Source organism: Eubacterium limosum (assembly GCF_000807675.2).
GTDB classification, from domain to species: Bacteria; Bacillota; Clostridia; order Eubacteriales; family Eubacteriaceae; genus Eubacterium; species Eubacterium limosum.
The window spans coordinates 3,772,000-3,786,555 of record NZ_CP019962.1; the positions used below are offsets into that span (position 1 = coordinate 3,772,000).

The window sequence follows — 14,556 nt, forward strand, 5'->3', positions numbered from 1 at the left end:
GGTGGTGATTAAATGTCGATTCTGGATTCAATCAACAAGGCTGAAGAGCGTGCAGCAGAAATGCGTTCGGAGGCAAAAGCAAAAGCGCGCGAAACCCTGCGTCAGGCTGAGGCCGAAGCCAGGGAAAAGGGCGACGCATTAATTCTTGAGGCCAAGGAAGCTTCTGAAGCAGTTCTTCTGCAGGAGGAGGCATTGGCCGAAAAAGAAATGGAACGCGTCCTTCACGATGCGAGTCTCGCAGATGAGAAGATGGCTGCAAATGCCAGGACTCGTATCCCGAAGGCGGTTGAATTTATTTTGGAAAGGGTAGAAACGCAATGATTATTCCAATGAAAAAAGCAAAGCTCATTGCCCTGAAGGAAGATAAGGAAGCTCTTCTGCTTTCACTTCAGAGGTGCGGTGAGTTCATGGCTATTCCACCCGACGAAGAGACAGAACAAACCGCAAAAAATGAACAGATTGATTTAGACGTACAGCAGGCAGATGCCATGCTGCGGTTTATGCAGCGTTATCAGAAAAAGAAAAGCTTTTTCAGCGACCGCCCGGTATATGGTTACGATGAGTTTATTAAGCGTAACGAAAAGGGCGAGGCTCTGGTTCAGGAAACCTCAGCGATCTCAGATAAGCTTTCAGCAGCACATTCTGAAATTATGACGTTGAAATCCGAGTGCTCCCAGCTGGAGCCATGGCTTTCGATGGATGTTCCCATCGAAGAGCTGAGACCAACGCAGTACACCAATTTTCATATTGGCTATCTGCCGCCTCTCGTCCATGAAGAAATCGTTGCCGCTGTGGCGGAACACAATGCTGAAATTCAGCTTTTCGGAAAAACCGCTGAAGGACAGGCAGCTCTGATTGTCTCCTTTATGGAGGACGATGCCGCTCTTTCAGACAGTATCAAGGTTCTTGGCTTTGTGGAGGCTTCCCTCCCGAGAGTAACAGGAACCGCGTCTGAAATCAGCAAGAGCAATCAGGAAAAAATTGAGCTTCTGGAAAAGGATATTGAATCCTATGAAAAACAGATGGCTGAGCTGGCCGGGTCACAGCAGGAGCTTGAACTCCTGAGTGAACAGTATAAAGCCGAGCAGGAACGCCAGTCTGTAAAGTTCATGGAAACGGTTGAAACGGTTTGTGTGGAAGGCTGGGTAAGAAATGACCGGATGGAATCGGTTGAAAATGCCGTCAGCCAGGTAACAGACGTATATGATCTGGAATACAGTGACCCAGAGGAAGGCGAACAGCCCCCGACAGCACTGAAAAACAAAAAGTTCTGGAAGCCCTTTGAGTCAATTACAGATATGTACTCCCCACCAAAGCCGGGAACTATCGACCCTACACCAGTGTCCGCACCGTGGTTTTGGGTGATTTTCGGGATGATGATGGGGGACTTTGGCTACGGAGCGCTCATGGCCATTATCTTTGGACTCATGAAAAAGATCATGAAACCAAAGGGACAGTTTGGTATGCTGGTTACACTTTTGTTTTATTCCAGCATTACAACCATGATTTTTGGGATACTTTTCGGCAGTTATTTTGGCGAAACTTTTCATCCCATTCTCTTCTCGCCGCTGGATAACCCGGTAGCAATGCTGGTCTTTTCTCTGGTGATCGGGGTGCTCCATATCTTCTCAGGTATGGCCATCAAAATCACAGAGCAGGTCCGCGCCGGCCATGTGCTGGACGCGATCTTTGATCAGGTCAGCTGGATGCTGCTGATTGCTGGCGCAGGTTTGATCTTTCTAGAACAGACCAGAACCGTGGGAATGGTCCTCGCCATTGTGGGTGCGGTCATTATCCTCTTTACAGCAGGCCGTGAAAAGAAAAATATTGTGGGCAAGGCATTCGGCGGTATTATGGGCCTTTACGATGTCACCAGCTACCTGAGTGATATTTTGTCCTATGCCCGTATTCTTGCTTTAGGGCTGGCCACCGGCGTTATCGCCATGGTTATGAATATTCTGGCCGGAATGGTGCAGATCAATGTGCTTGGGTTTATCTTGTCCCTTGTGATCTACTTTATCGGCCATGTTTTCAATATCACAATGAGCCTCCTGTCCGCTTATGTACACGACAGCCGTCTCCAGTATATTGAATTCTTTAATAAGTTTTATGATGGCGGTGGTTATAACTTCGAACCACTGGCAATTCAGACAAAATCAATAGATGTCATTGACAATTCTAAAGAAGTTTAGGAGGAATGAAATCATGTCTTTAGGTTTAGCATTAGCTATTTTTGGTGCAGCAATCGCTGCCGGTTTAGCAGGTATTGGTTCTGCCAAGGGTGTTCAGATTAGTGGTGAAGCCGCAGCAGGCGTTGTTGCGGAACGTCCGGAAATGTTCGGTAAAATGCTCGTACTCCAGGCACTGCCAGGCACACAGGGGATCTATGGATTCCTGACAGCGGTTCTTATCATGGTTCAGATCGGTATTTTAGGGGGCACCCCTCTTGATTTAAGTTTATATCAGGGAATGTCTTTCCTGGCTGCCGGTTTCCCAATCGGCATCGTTGGCTTACTCTCCGGGATTGCCCAGGGGAAAGCCGCTGCAGCGTCTATTCATATGACCGCCAAGGATGAATCTGCTTTCGCAAAAGGGATCACCATTACCGCGATCGTAGAAACTTACGCGATCTTAGCCTTGCTCGTATCCATCCTGTTAATCTACAGCATCCAGTTATAAGAACTGCAAAACACGTGAAAGTGAGGTGACAGCGTGTGAGTGCCGATAAAATTATTGAAAAAATCCTGGAAAAGGCCAATGAAGATGTGGCTTTGATCGAACAGGAAACGGCAGAAAAGGTTCAGTCCTCTGTGGCCGCCATTGAGCGCCGTACAGAGCTGACATTGAACGCGCTAAAAAATAAAGAAAAGGCCGATGTGGAGGAAGTCCACCGCAGAAGCCAGCTGATGACCCGTTTGGATTCCAGAAAAAACATTCTGGCCGTCAAACGTAAGGTTATTGATGAAGTTTTTGACAAAGCAAGAACAGCTCTCGACACCCTTGACGAAAGCCGCTACGAAGCGCTCGTGACAAAGATTGTCGTGAATGGCTCTGAAACCGGAACCGAAAAACTGCAAGTCCCTGAAAAGGATATGAAGCGGTACAGGGACGGTCTGCTGAACAAGCTGAACGCCGCCCTTAAGGAAGCCGGAAAAATTGGAGAGCTGACCCTTGACGAAACTCCGGCATCTTTTAAATCCGGTGTTATGCTCATCGGCGAAATGAGCGATGTCAACGGCTCCTTCGATGTTCTCATCGATGACGCCCGCGAAAAATATGAGCGAGAGGTTGCAGAAATGCTTTTTGAAGTGGAGGTGTAGGCCATGTCTGAAACCAGTTATCCCTATGCAATAGGGCGTATCAAGGTGCAGGAAGCAGGCCTTATCGACCGGACACGCTGGAACCGCCTCTGGGAGGCCGATGAAACCGAAGCGCTCAAGCTCCTGGATGAAATCGGCTATGGCGCAGAAGCCAAGGACCACAGCCAGCTCGATAACCTGATTGACGCAGAGCTGACCAAGACCCGGAACCTCATCAATGAGATCACCCCGGATAAAACGGTAACGGATCTTCTGCTCATCCCAACAGATGTCCACAACATCAAAGCTATTTTAAAAGGACAGCTGCAGCGGGTCGAAGTCGAAAACCTTCTGCTTGAAGGCGGCGGCATTCCACTGGATATTCTTCAGAAAGCCCTGGAGCACGGTGATTACAGTCTTTTGCCGGAATGCTTCAGAGAGCCACTGAAGCGTCTTGAGGATATCACTGACCCAAGAGTCATCAGTGTGACCATTGATAACGCGGCTTATGCACAGATCTTAGAAACCTTATCACAGCAGAAGCATTCAAGTGAGCTGCTGAAAAAATATTACAAAGCAAAAATTGATTTTACCAATATTCTGACAGTGCTCAGAGCCAATGTTCTGGACTGGGGGACCTTCAAGGTAAAACCCCTGTTGATACCAGGCGGTGAAATCGAAGAAAAGGCACTGCTTGACGCAACGGATATTCCAAATGAACAGCTGGCAAAACAGCTGGGACACGGAGAACACAGTATTCTGATCAAGTCTGTTCTTGAACGCTATGCACAGGATGGAAATTTGTCAGAAGTCGAACAGAAATTTGAAGATGCGGCTTTCAACATGATTCACGAACGAAGGAGTGATTCCTTCAGCATCGGCCCCATCGCGAATTACCTGTTCCAACGTCAGGCTGAAGGAAAGGCCCTTCGGGTCATGTTTGCGGGTAAACGCTCCGGTATTAAAATACCGCTCGCGGAACTCGGCGTTATTTAGGAGGAAATCATGAGTGAACAAGCTAAATTAGCCGTTATCGGCGATCAGGATTCCATCATGGTCTTTCAGGCGCTCGGGGTTCGCACCGTTTATGCCAATGCAGCAAAGGATATCGAAAAAGCCATCCACGCGCTGGCCAAAGAAGAAACGGCTGTCATTTACATTACCGAACAGGCCGCTGCCCTGGTGCCGGAAGCCATCGAAAAGTATAAAACAGAGCCCTTTCCAGCTATCATCCCAATTCCAAACCGTTTTGGAACCAACGGATTAGGCATGAAGGGGATTCAGGATAACATTGAAAAAGCCATTGGCGCAGATATTTTATAAACTATAGAAAGGGGTGGATAGAACGATGATTCAGCCCAATGAACAATCAACCATGAAGCAAGTAGGGACAATTGTCAAGGTTGCCGGTCCGCTGATTGTAGCAACCGGACTAGCCGATGTTCAGATGTTTGACGTTGTCCGAGTCAGTGAAAAACGACTCATTGGTGAAGTAATTGAATTAAGAGGTGACAGAGCCTCTATCCAGGTATATGAAGAAACCGCCGGCCTAGGCCCAGGCGAACCCGTATATGTGACAGGTGAACCCCTGTCCGTTGATTTGGCCCCTGGCCTGATTGAAAGTATTTTTGACGGTATCCAGAGACCGCTGACCACCATTTACAACGAATCCGGAGACCGTATCAGCAGAGGGATTGATGTTCCCAAGCTTGACCGCGAAAAGAAATGGCCCTTTGTACCGGCCTGCCAGAAAGGCGATGTGCTAAAACCCGGCGATGTGATCGGTACTGTACAGGAAACACCGGCAGTGCTTCAGAAAATCATGATGCCGCCAAAACTGGAAGGAACCGTTGATTGGGTTTTCGACGGTGAAGCCAATATTGTCGAACCCATTGCCAGAATTAAGAAAAAGGACGGAGAGATCGTGGAAGTGCCCATGCTCAGAAGCTGGCCAGTGCGACGCGGCCGTCCCTATACAGAAAAAATCGCACCCGATGAACCCATGGTCACCGGCCAACGCGTCATTGACACGCTGTTCCCGATCGCCAAGGGCGGTATCGCCGCTATTCCAGGACCGTTCGGTTCCGGTAAAACCGTTGTACAGCATCAGCTGGCAAAATGGGCCGATGCCGACATCATTGTCTACATTGGCTGTGGCGAACGTGGTAATGAAATGACCGATGTTCTGATGGAATTCCCGGAACTGCATGACCCGCGTACCGGCCTGTCCCTGATGAAGCGTACCGTTCTTATCGCAAATACCTCAGATATGCCCGTAGCCGCCCGTGAAGCATCCATCTATACCGGTATCACAATCGCGGAATACTTCCGTGATATGGGCTATAAAGTGGCAATTATGGCCGACTCCACATCACGCTGGGCCGAGGCGCTGCGTGAAATGTCCGGCCGTCTTGAAGAAATGCCTGGTGAAGAAGGCTACCCGGCCTATCTTTCCTCCAGATTGGCAGAATTCTACGAACGTGCAGGCTTTGTCAAATGCCTTGGCTCAGAAGATCGTTATGGCGCTATTTCCGCCATAGGGGCCGTATCACCTCCGGGTGGTGACATCTCCGAACCCGTATCCCAGGCAACCCTGCGTATCGTTAAGGTATTCTGGAGCCTGAACGCCAACTTGGCGTACAAACGTCACTTCCCAGCCATTGACTGGCTGCAGAGCTACTCGCTGTACAGTGACAAAATGAATGTTTATTTTGACAAATCAGTTGAGACCGACTGGTCTGTTCATGTTCGCCAGACCATGCAGATCCTTCAGGAAGAAGCTGAGCTGGATGAAATTGTCCGTCTCGTCGGGGTAGACGCCCTGGGCTTTAAGGACCGCCTGACACTGGAGTGCGCTCAGTCGATCCGTGAGGATTACCTGCACCAGTCTGCTTTTGACGATATTGATACCTATTCTTCTCTTGAAAAACAATACGCCATGCTGAGTATGATTCTGGCCTGGTACGAAAAAGGCGTTGCCGCCCTTGAATTGAACGTACCTTTTGCTAAAATCATTACCATGGATATCCGAGAAAAAATTGCCCGTATGAAATACGTACCGGAAGACCAGAAGGAAGAACGCTTCCCGGCCATTGCCGCCGAAATGGAAGCAGAATTCTTAGCACTGATGGAAGGAAGTGGTGACGATGAATAAAGAGTACAAAACCATTAGTGAAGTCGTCGGCCCATTGATGCTGGTCGACCATGTAGAAGGTGTAAAATACGACGAGCTGGTCGAAATCGAGCAGGCCGACGGTGAAAAACGTCTTGGTAAAGTTCTCGAGGTCAATGGCGATAAAGCAATGGTACAGCTCTATGAAAGCTCCCAGGGCCTGCGAATCTCAAACTCCAAAGTACGTTTCCAGGGCCACGGCATCGAGCTCGGCGTGAGCAAGGATATGCTCGGCCGTGTATTTGACGGTATGGGACGCCCAACCGACGGCGGCCCGGAAATTATTCCGGAAAAGAAACTGGACATCAACGGTTCACCGATGAACCCAGTTGCCCGCGATTACCCTGCTGAATTTATTCAGACAGGCGTTTCTGCCATCGATGGTCTGAACACTCTGGTTCGTGGACAAAAACTGCCGGTATTCTCCGGCTCTGGTCTGCCGCACGCGCAGCTGGCGGCACAGATTGCCCGCCAGGCCCGCGTTCTCGACAACGACGAAGGTTTTGCCGTTGTCTTTGCCGCCATCGGGATCACCTTTGAAGAAGCAGACTTCTTCGTCAAGGATTTCCGCCGTACAGGCGCTATCGAACGTGCAGTGCTGTTTATGAACTACGCCAACGACCCGGCTGTCGAACGTATTTCCACACCACGTATGGCAATCACCTGTGCCGAGTATCTGGCCTATGAGCTGGATATGCAGGTGCTGGTCATCCTGACCGATATCACCAACTACGCCGAGGCACTGCGTGAAGTCTCCGCAGCCCGAAAGGAAGTCCCAGGCCGCCGTGGCTATCCTGGCTACCTGTATACCGACCTCGCGACCCTGTATGAACGTGCCGGCCGTATGCGAGGTAAAAAAGGCTCCATCACCCAGATTCCAATCCTCTCCATGCCTGAAGATGATAAAACTCACCCAATTCCCGACTTAACCGGGTACATCACCGAAGGCCAGATTATCTTATCCAGAGATCTGTACAGAAGAGGGATTGAGCCTCCGATCGATGTATTGCCATCGCTCAGCCGTCTTAAAGATAAGGGAATCGGGGAAGGCAAGACCCGTAAAGATCACGCTGATACCATGAACCAGCTGTTCTCAGCCTATGCCCGTGGGAAGGACGCCAAGGAACTGGCTGTTATCCTGGGGGACGCAGCGCTGTCTGATGTCGATAAAATCTACGCGCGCTTTGCAACAGAATTTGAGGAACGCTATGTATCCCAGGGCTTTGAGACCAACCGGACCATCGAAGAAACCCTGACCATTGGCTGGGAGCTTTTATCCATCCTGCCGCGTACAGAGCTCAAACGTATTAAGGACGAATATATTGATGAATACATTCCCTCTCCGCTAAGTGAAGACAATGATATCATAGACGAGGAGGAATAAGCCATGGCTATTCGTGTAAATCCTACCCGGATGGAGCTGACCCGTCTCAAGAAAAGGCTTAAAACAGCCACAAGAGGCCATAAGCTCTTAAAGGATAAACGGGACGAAATGGTAAGGCGTTTTATGGGATATATCCGCAGAAATAAAGAACTCCGGGAAGAAATTGAAGAGCAGCTGGGTGCTGCCATGGGACGTTTTGCCATTGCCGGCGCCAGAATGGGCGAGGCAGCGGTAACCGAGGCGCTTTTGTGTCCGGCCCGTGAAGCGACCATAGAGCTTGGAAAACAAAACATCATGAATGTCGATGTGCCGACCATCAAGTACACAGCCATTGAAGGCGGTACAGATCTGCCGTACGGCTTTGCCTTTACATCAGGCGAGCTGGACGGCGCGGTACTGGACATGGCAGCTCTTTTACCGCTGCTCATCGAGCTGGCAGAGGTTGAAAAAACCTGTAACATGCTGGCTGATGAAATCGAAAAGACAAGACGCCGTGTCAACGCACTGGAACACGTCATGATTCCGGAAATGCTGGAAACCATCAAGTACATTACCATGAAGCTGGAAGATAACGAGCGTGGAAACATTACCCGTTTGATGAAGGTTAAGGAAATGATGGTATCGGAAAATCAAAATTAATACGTTTCGTGATTAATTTCAACAAATACAAAGGCAGTCATTGCATAACGCTATGCAGTGACTGTTTTTTTCATTTTACAGACATGGTAAGCACAGCACAATTTTGCGCTGTGCCCTTTAAAAAACAAAAACATAAAATGTAAAATTAACACAATTCTGGTAGAAATCGCTTTACAAACAACAAATAATTAGTGTATAATAAACCCATAGTATAGTAATGATTACATTGATTTCAAATGGTTACCATGTCCTGAAACATCTACTCCATTTAAAAACTGAATCAGACCCTGTACAAGAAATTTTAAATGGAGGTAACTAGACACAATGGAAGATAAAACTTTAGTTTGTCAGGATTGTGGTGCTGAATTTGTATTCACTGTTGGTGAACAGGAATTTTACAAAGAAAAAGGCTTCGATAACGAACCTAAAAGATGTAAAGAATGCAGATCTAAAAGAAAACAGTCTACCAGAAGACCAAGAAATGAATTCTAGGACTGTCCCAAATGGAATTTAAAGATCCCTCCGGGGATCTTTTTTAATGAAAAATATCGTTAAGGATGACATACTGTTTATGGACAAACACTACGTGTATATATTAAAATGTAAAGATAACAGCTTGTATACGGGTTGGACAACCGACATCGAAAAGCGCCTGAAAGCCCACAACAGCGGCAAAGGTGCCAAGTATACTAAAAGCCGTAAACCGGTTGAGCTGGTATACAAAGAGGAATTTGACAATAAAAGCGACGCGCTGCGGCGTGAAGCCGCGATCAAAAGCCTCACCCGTAAACAAAAACTGGCGCTCATTAATAAACATTAGAGAGGTACGTAGAATGGATAATGTAGTAAATGATCTGACCGTGCATCAGACTCTGGCAAACGGCAACGCCATTCTGATTTTTTATGATATTTTTGTCCTCTGTCTTTTTCTGTTTGAGGTGTTTTTATATATCAACAGAGAGCACTACAAAGCTCTTCTGCGCAAGAATATGGAAGCCGGGACACGGATCCGTCCAGTGCGCCGCTATCTCTTAAAATTAACCCGCTATTACGACCGTCACGGGCTTCTGACCGTAAACGCCCTGCTTTTAATCATCTCGGTTATTGCTATCTCCATGAGCCATATGGTCACTGTGCGCGAGATTCTGGGTTTGGTGGCTACTTTCATCGTCTTCATTGTAATCATGTATTTTGTGCAAAAACTTTTTGTAGGGCTTGATCAATTTGAGGATGACATGGTCAGCCGTTATGTCGATGTTATTTTTTATCTGCTATTGGGCCATTCCTTTGTTTATTTTGCCAGCTTTGTATCTCGGCCAAGTCTTCTTCTGACCTTTATCGGACTCCTTTTTGCCCTGTTTTTATGCTTTTCTGTCATGATCCGCGCCATTATCAATCCCAACATTTTAATGAAGCCCACCAATGAACGGCGAAGAAACCGCGAGGCTTTTGGTATCATAAAGGGTATGGGCGCGTTGATGGGATGTGAACTGGGAATCCTGTATTTAATGATCTACAGCTGTTGGAAAACCAACCCCTTTTTCTTTCAGCACGCCACAGAACGGCCTCTAGACTATCTGGACCTGCTCTATTATCTGTTTGTATCCTTTTCTACCATCGGATATGGCGATATTTATCCGGTTCGCGTGGAAGGCATGTTTTACAGCCAGTTTACCGCCATTGTTATTTCAGTTACCAGCATTTTCAGCACAGCCTGCTTTGTCGGCGCTATTATCTCCGGCGCTTACAGCATCGGCCAGCAAAACCGGGAAAAGCAGGCGAGGGAAGAAGATACAAAGGAAAAATTAATTGACCAAACCATTAAAAAAGAGGAAGAATCGTGACAAAACATAAATTTTTAGGCCTACTGCTGACTGCAGTCTTTCTTGCATTCTCGGTGTTCGGATGCTCCGCGCTTAAGGATGACCCCGGGCTTTCCGTCGATGCGGAGGGAACGCTGCGGGTTCACTATATTGATGTAGGGCAGGGCGACTGTACCCTGATCCAGACGCCAGACAATAAAAATATTCTGATTGATACGGGCAATCCAGAGAATTATGATACCATCAACATTTACCTGAAGGCTCAAAAAGTCGAAAAGCTTGACGTTATGCTCATCACCCATCCACACAGTGACCACATGGGGGCTGCTGAAAAAATTCTAAAAAACTACACTGTCGGAAGCGTCTATCTACCAAAGGTTGCACACAATACGATGCTGTTTGAAAACTTTATGAAAGCTATGAGTGAAAAAGGCTTAAAAGCCACTGCCGCCTATGCCGGCGTCAGTATCCCGGCAGGCGATACTGTTTCTATTGATCTTTTTTCTCCAATTGAAGGGAAAAGCTATGCAGAGCTCAATGATTATTCGCCCATCGCCAGAGTAGCCTATGGCGAGACATCGTTTTTATTTACCGGTGACGGGGAAAATGAAGATGAGCAGGATGCCATCGCTCAGGCAGGGTTAAAGCTTAAAAGCGATGTTCTCAAGGTCGGCCATCATGGAAGCGATACCTCTACAGGGGAACTTTTTCTTTCCCTTGTTAATCCGCAGTACGCGGTGATCAGTGTTGGACGGGATAACACCTACGGCCACCCGAGCGAAAACACTTTAAACAAACTGAAGGGAAAAACCATTTTCCAAACGGATAGAGAGGGCAATGTGGTGGCCATCAGCGACGGCCATGGGATCAGCTTCATCACACAAAACAGCGGCAAAATGGAAAACCCGGCACCTGCTGATGAATCCCCGGCCATCTCGGTAAAACCTATCGTCTATATTGGAAACACAAAAACAAAGAAATTTCATCTTACAAGCTGCAGCGGGCTGCCAAAAGCAGATAATCAGACCACTTTTGAAACCCGTGATGATGCTGTGGGGCAGGGCTATACGCCCTGTGGAATCTGCAAGCCATGAGGCATTGAATACGAAGAAAGGAATCGATCATATGGGAATTTTTAAAAAACTATTTGGCGGCAAGGCCTCTTACAAGCCTGGAAAACTGGATTTAAGCCGTCCTATGCCGCTCGGCGAAATTTTTCCGGATGTCAATCTCGCACACAGCGTGTTAAATGAGCTTAATAAACGTGCAGGAAAAAAGTTATCAAACATTAACGAGACTGTGACCATTGATGATTTAAAGGAAGTCCGCAGTCTGAAGGCGTCAGGCATGGAGATTCGTTCATTGGAGGGCATGGAATATTTATTCAAGCTACAGGAAGCAGATCTGAGCCATAACCTTATTCAGGAAATTCCCTTTAACCTTGAGGATATCAATCGTCTGAATAACAAATATAAAGGCGGCTTCATCCTAAGCCTCTACTCCTTTGTACTTGATCTGAGCGATAACCGCTTCGCCGCAGTGCCTGACCTGGTTGTCCAGTACCGGGCCAAGGAAAGAAACCTGTTCATTGACCTGAGCGATAACCCGGTAATTGATCCTGAGGTCAAAAATCCTTCCGCCGAAGGCTGTGCCGAAGTCATTAAAAAGCATCACTCAGAATTGTCTTTTAAAGATTTTTCATGGCTGCTGTACTATATTAATGCCTACTATCTTGTAAAAACCCAGAAAGGACTCTCGGGTTATGTCGAAACGACTCCTGGAGATTTCACTACAGAGCCTCTTGCTTTTATCAAGAAATCGGAACAGATGCTGGAAAACACCATTTATCCGGAAGGCTTTAATGACCAGCACAATTTTGCGCTGGTCAATGACCGCGGAAGAGCCGCTGTCTCAGTAAAAAAGGCCGAACAGGATGCCATCAAAAAAATGATTGATTTTAAGCTAAAGGACGGACTTCTGCCGACAGGAGCTGACGAACCCTTTAACGCAGCTGCTGACGGCGAAGCCGTCAATGAAACGGCTGTTTTAAATTACTATAACGAAAACACCGATAAACTCTGTCCTGAACTGTTTTCTGATGAGATTTTATCTGACAGCCTCTCCGCAGATAAAAAACGTGTTCTTGAACAGAAAAAGCTTTTAAAGGAAGCAACCGATTGTCTGGATACAGCCATTCATAACACGAAGAACCCCGAGGTTTCAGAAAAGCTTAAAACCATCAAAAACCTTACCGAAAAAATCATGGGCCATATGGAGGAAAATCCAAAGGAGTATCATTTTTCTTTTGAGATCAACTATCTTCCTATGACACTGGACATTATAAGGTCTTATAATAATCTCAACCAGACTGAGGAAGAGACAGCTGAAAACAGACATGCAAGGGAAAAGATTGAGGCCAGCCTTGACACGATCATCGAGTCTTTCAACAACTATATCAGCCAGTTTGAACAAAACGCCACCATTGATCTCCATTCTGATATTGATTCGCTTTTATCCCTGTTCGAAAGCCATGGCTTAACCGATAAAAAGTAAAAAAAGAGAAGCCCCTGCAGCTTGAAAGGCCTGCAAGTGCTTCTCTTTTTTTATCCGTTTTTACTGTAAATTGTCTTTGAGCCGGTATCCAGCGTCCTTAAGGGCGTTTTCAATTTGGTGGATATGGTCATAATTTCGTGTTTCAAGCTCGATCCTGAGGTAGCAGCCGTTCACATCTGCGTTCTCGCTGGCACGTTCATGGTGGATGGATACCACGTTGCCGCCCATGTCGGCGATGATAGCAGATACGCCCTTCAGCTGTCCGGGCTTATCGACCAGCTCAATATTTAATGAACAGGTACGGCCTGATTTCAGGAGACCGCGTTTGATAACCCGTGAAAGGATCGTGACATCAATATTGCCGCCTGACAACAAACAGACCACCTTTTTGCCCTTGATGGGAAACTTGTTGAACAGAGCGGCCGCGACAGATACAGCCCCGGCGCCTTCAGTAATCAGCTTCTGCTGTTCAATGAGGGTAAGAATTGCAGTTGATATCTCATCGTCTGTGACCGTTGCTATTTCATCCACATATTGCCCGCAGATCTCAAAGGTATGCTTGCCCGGTTCCTTTACCGCTATGCCATCGGCAATGGTCGATACCTCATCCAGGCGCTCGATCTGTTTATCGACGATGGAGTTGAGCATGCTTGGAGCGCCGCTGGCCTGCACGCCATAGACCTTTATATTCGGATTTAAAGATTTGATAGCAAAGGCAATGCCCGAGATCAACCCGCCGCCGCCAATGGGAACAATCACCGCATCCATATCCGGAAGCTGATCCAGTAACTCAAGGCCAATGGTTCCCTGACCGGCGATGACATTCTCATCGTCAAAGGGATGAATAAAAGTATAGCCCATTTCCTGCTGGAGCTCCAGAGCTTTCTGATACGCATCGTCGTAGACACCCTCAACAAGACAGACATCGGCGCCATAATGCTTTGTGGCCTCAACTTTTGAAATCGGGGCGCCGTCTGGCAGGCATATCAGGGATTTAATACCATTTTTAGTCGCGGCCAGGGCCACACCCTGGGCATGGTTTCCGGCCGAGCAGGCAATAACGCCTTTTTCCTTTTCCGCATCGGTCAGCTGGGAAATTTTATAGTAAGCGCCCCGCACCTTAAAAGAGCCGGTCACCTGGAGATTTTCGGTTTTTAAATAAATTTTTCCATCCGATTTGATCCCCGGGGCGTATATCAAATCTGTTGGTCGAATCACTTTTTTTAACGTATAGGAAGCATGATAGATTTTATCGAGTGTCAGCATGGTTTTCCTTTCTTTCAATCATTCTTTTTTAAGCTGCTAACTGCTAATATACCTCTTGTAAATTTTTTTGTCAAGAAGTTTGGAAATATGATTGGACTTATCCGCTGCCTTATATTATAATTTTATAGTTGAAGCCAAACTGGATACCTGTGGTTCGGAAGGCTGAAACAATACTTCTGTCTTAGGACAGGGGTTAAAAACAGGAGGAATCATCATGACTGGGATTGTGGACCGGATTGAAGGTACAGTAGCCGTGATTGAGCGGGAGGACGGTGTTTTTATAAGCGAACCGGTCTCAAGCTATGGAGGAGCGCCCATTAAAGAAGGATATAAAGTCGACCTGGAGCGTCATGAAGTTTTAGTATCTGATTTTAACAAAGATGATTTGTCTGACATTAACCAATATTTTAACGATTAGTT

Annotated in this window: 16 protein-coding genes; 15 read left to right on the forward strand and 1 reads right to left on the reverse strand. The window is 47.1% G+C overall.

What is annotated here, in order from left to right; translation table 11 throughout:
- Nucleotides 1-12 precede the first annotated feature (12 nt).
- From B2M23_RS17660 to B2M23_RS17725, 14 genes are all read left to right on the forward strand, one after another.
- Complete coding sequence (locus B2M23_RS17660) at nt 13-321, forward strand: hypothetical protein (RefSeq protein WP_038351652.1); 309 nt, start codon at nt 13-15, stop codon at nt 319-321.
- On the forward strand, nt 318-2,192 hold the full coding sequence (locus tag B2M23_RS17665) for a V-type ATP synthase subunit I (protein ID WP_038351651.1): 1,875 nt from the start codon (nt 318-320) through the stop codon (nt 2,190-2,192). The genes B2M23_RS17660 and B2M23_RS17665 overlap by 4 nt, the downstream gene beginning before the upstream one ends.
- Before the next feature lie 13 nt (nt 2,193-2,205).
- On the forward strand, nt 2,206-2,679 hold the full coding sequence (locus B2M23_RS17670; RefSeq protein ID WP_013380490.1) for a V-type ATP synthase subunit K: 474 nt from the start codon (nt 2,206-2,208) through the stop codon (nt 2,677-2,679).
- A gap of 35 nt (nt 2,680-2,714) precedes the next feature.
- Nucleotides 2,715-3,320 carry a V-type ATP synthase subunit E gene (locus tag B2M23_RS17675; protein ID WP_038351650.1) on the forward strand — a complete coding sequence of 202 codons (606 nt, stop codon included), beginning with the start codon at nt 2,715-2,717 and terminating at the stop codon, nt 3,318-3,320.
- 3 nt (nt 3,321-3,323) lie between these two features.
- Nucleotides 3,324-4,295 carry a V-type ATPase subunit gene (locus B2M23_RS17680; protein ID WP_038351649.1) on the forward strand — a complete coding sequence of 324 codons (972 nt, stop codon included), beginning with the start codon at nt 3,324-3,326 and terminating at the stop codon, nt 4,293-4,295.
- Between the two features lie 9 nt (nt 4,296-4,304).
- Nucleotides 4,305-4,622, forward strand: coding sequence for a V-type ATP synthase subunit F (locus B2M23_RS17685; RefSeq protein ID WP_013380493.1), 318 nt, complete (start codon nt 4,305-4,307; stop codon nt 4,620-4,622).
- 25 nt (nt 4,623-4,647) lie between these two features.
- Nucleotides 4,648-6,453 carry a V-type ATP synthase subunit A gene (locus B2M23_RS17690; RefSeq protein WP_013380494.1) on the forward strand — a complete coding sequence of 602 codons (1,806 nt, stop codon included), beginning with the start codon at nt 4,648-4,650 and terminating at the stop codon, nt 6,451-6,453.
- Nucleotides 6,446-7,855, forward strand: a complete 1,410-nt coding sequence (locus B2M23_RS17695; protein WP_038351648.1) for a V-type ATP synthase subunit B — start codon at nt 6,446-6,448, stop codon at nt 7,853-7,855. Before B2M23_RS17690 ends, B2M23_RS17695 begins: the two co-directional genes overlap by 8 nt.
- A 3-nt stretch (nt 7,856-7,858) precedes the next feature.
- On the forward strand, nt 7,859-8,494 hold the full coding sequence (locus tag B2M23_RS17700; RefSeq protein ID WP_013380496.1) for a V-type ATP synthase subunit D: 636 nt from the start codon (nt 7,859-7,861) through the stop codon (nt 8,492-8,494).
- A 324-nt stretch (nt 8,495-8,818) separates the two neighbouring features.
- Nucleotides 8,819-8,986 carry a zinc-ribbon domain-containing protein gene (locus B2M23_RS17705; RefSeq protein WP_013380498.1) on the forward strand — a complete coding sequence of 56 codons (168 nt, stop codon included), beginning with the start codon at nt 8,819-8,821 and terminating at the stop codon, nt 8,984-8,986.
- Nucleotides 8,987-9,032: 46 nt separating this feature from the next.
- Nucleotides 9,033-9,314, forward strand: a complete 282-nt coding sequence (locus B2M23_RS17710) for a GIY-YIG nuclease family protein (protein ID WP_197731412.1) — start codon at nt 9,033-9,035, stop codon at nt 9,312-9,314.
- 13 nt (nt 9,315-9,327) lie between these two features.
- Nucleotides 9,328-10,338, forward strand: a complete 1,011-nt coding sequence (locus B2M23_RS17715) for an ion channel (protein WP_038351647.1) — start codon at nt 9,328-9,330, stop codon at nt 10,336-10,338.
- On the forward strand, nt 10,335-11,411 hold the full coding sequence (locus tag B2M23_RS17720; RefSeq protein ID WP_038351646.1) for a ComEC/Rec2 family competence protein: 1,077 nt from the start codon (nt 10,335-10,337) through the stop codon (nt 11,409-11,411). Before B2M23_RS17715 ends, B2M23_RS17720 begins: the two co-directional genes overlap by 4 nt.
- Before the next feature lie 31 nt (nt 11,412-11,442).
- Nucleotides 11,443-12,870, forward strand: a complete 1,428-nt coding sequence (locus B2M23_RS17725) for a 5-bromo-4-chloroindolyl phosphate hydrolysis family protein (RefSeq protein ID WP_038351645.1) — start codon at nt 11,443-11,445, stop codon at nt 12,868-12,870.
- A 60-nt stretch (nt 12,871-12,930) separates the two neighbouring features.
- Here the strand turns inward: B2M23_RS17725 and ilvA are convergent, their stop codons facing one another.
- Entirely contained in the window at nt 12,931-14,136 is a 1,206-nt protein-coding gene (gene ilvA, locus B2M23_RS17730; RefSeq protein ID WP_038351807.1) for a threonine ammonia-lyase, read from the reverse strand.
- 214 nt (nt 14,137-14,350) lie between these two features.
- On the opposite strand from ilvA, the gene B2M23_RS17735 reads away from it, so the two are divergent.
- Nucleotides 14,351-14,554 (forward strand): hypothetical protein, encoded by a 204-nt coding sequence (locus B2M23_RS17735; RefSeq protein ID WP_038351644.1) that lies wholly within the window; start codon nt 14,351-14,353, stop codon nt 14,552-14,554.
- Nucleotides 14,555-14,556: the final 2 nt, after the last annotated feature.

Excerpts from the sequence above, each read along its gene's own strand:
- B2M23_RS17695 (WP_038351648.1), top strand. The coding sequence starts at position 6,446 with ATGAATAAAGAGTACAAAACCATTAGTGAAGTCGTCGGCCCATTGATG.
- B2M23_RS17735 (WP_038351644.1), top strand. The coding sequence starts at position 14,351 with ATGACTGGGATTGTGGACCGGATTGAAGGTACAGTAGCCGTGATTGAG.
- B2M23_RS17710 (WP_197731412.1), top strand. The coding sequence starts at position 9,033 with ATGAAAAATATCGTTAAGGATGACATACTGTTTATGGACAAACACTAC.
- B2M23_RS17705 (WP_013380498.1), top strand. The coding sequence starts at position 8,819 with ATGGAAGATAAAACTTTAGTTTGTCAGGATTGTGGTGCTGAATTTGTA.
- B2M23_RS17690 (WP_013380494.1), top strand. The coding sequence starts at position 4,648 with ATGATTCAGCCCAATGAACAATCAACCATGAAGCAAGTAGGGACAATT.
- B2M23_RS17680 (WP_038351649.1), top strand. The coding sequence starts at position 3,324 with ATGTCTGAAACCAGTTATCCCTATGCAATAGGGCGTATCAAGGTGCAG.
- B2M23_RS17685 (WP_013380493.1), top strand. The coding sequence starts at position 4,305 with ATGAGTGAACAAGCTAAATTAGCCGTTATCGGCGATCAGGATTCCATC.
- ilvA (WP_038351807.1), bottom strand. The coding sequence starts at position 14,136 with ATGCTGACACTCGATAAAATCTATCATGCTTCCTATACGTTAAAAAAA.
- B2M23_RS17715 (WP_038351647.1), top strand. The coding sequence starts at position 9,328 with ATGGATAATGTAGTAAATGATCTGACCGTGCATCAGACTCTGGCAAAC.
- B2M23_RS17665 (WP_038351651.1), top strand. The coding sequence starts at position 318 with ATGATTATTCCAATGAAAAAAGCAAAGCTCATTGCCCTGAAGGAAGAT.
- B2M23_RS17670 (WP_013380490.1), top strand. The coding sequence starts at position 2,206 with ATGTCTTTAGGTTTAGCATTAGCTATTTTTGGTGCAGCAATCGCTGCC.
- B2M23_RS17700 (WP_013380496.1), top strand. The coding sequence starts at position 7,859 with ATGGCTATTCGTGTAAATCCTACCCGGATGGAGCTGACCCGTCTCAAG.
- B2M23_RS17660 (WP_038351652.1), top strand. The coding sequence starts at position 13 with ATGTCGATTCTGGATTCAATCAACAAGGCTGAAGAGCGTGCAGCAGAA.
- B2M23_RS17725 (WP_038351645.1), top strand. The coding sequence starts at position 11,443 with ATGGGAATTTTTAAAAAACTATTTGGCGGCAAGGCCTCTTACAAGCCT.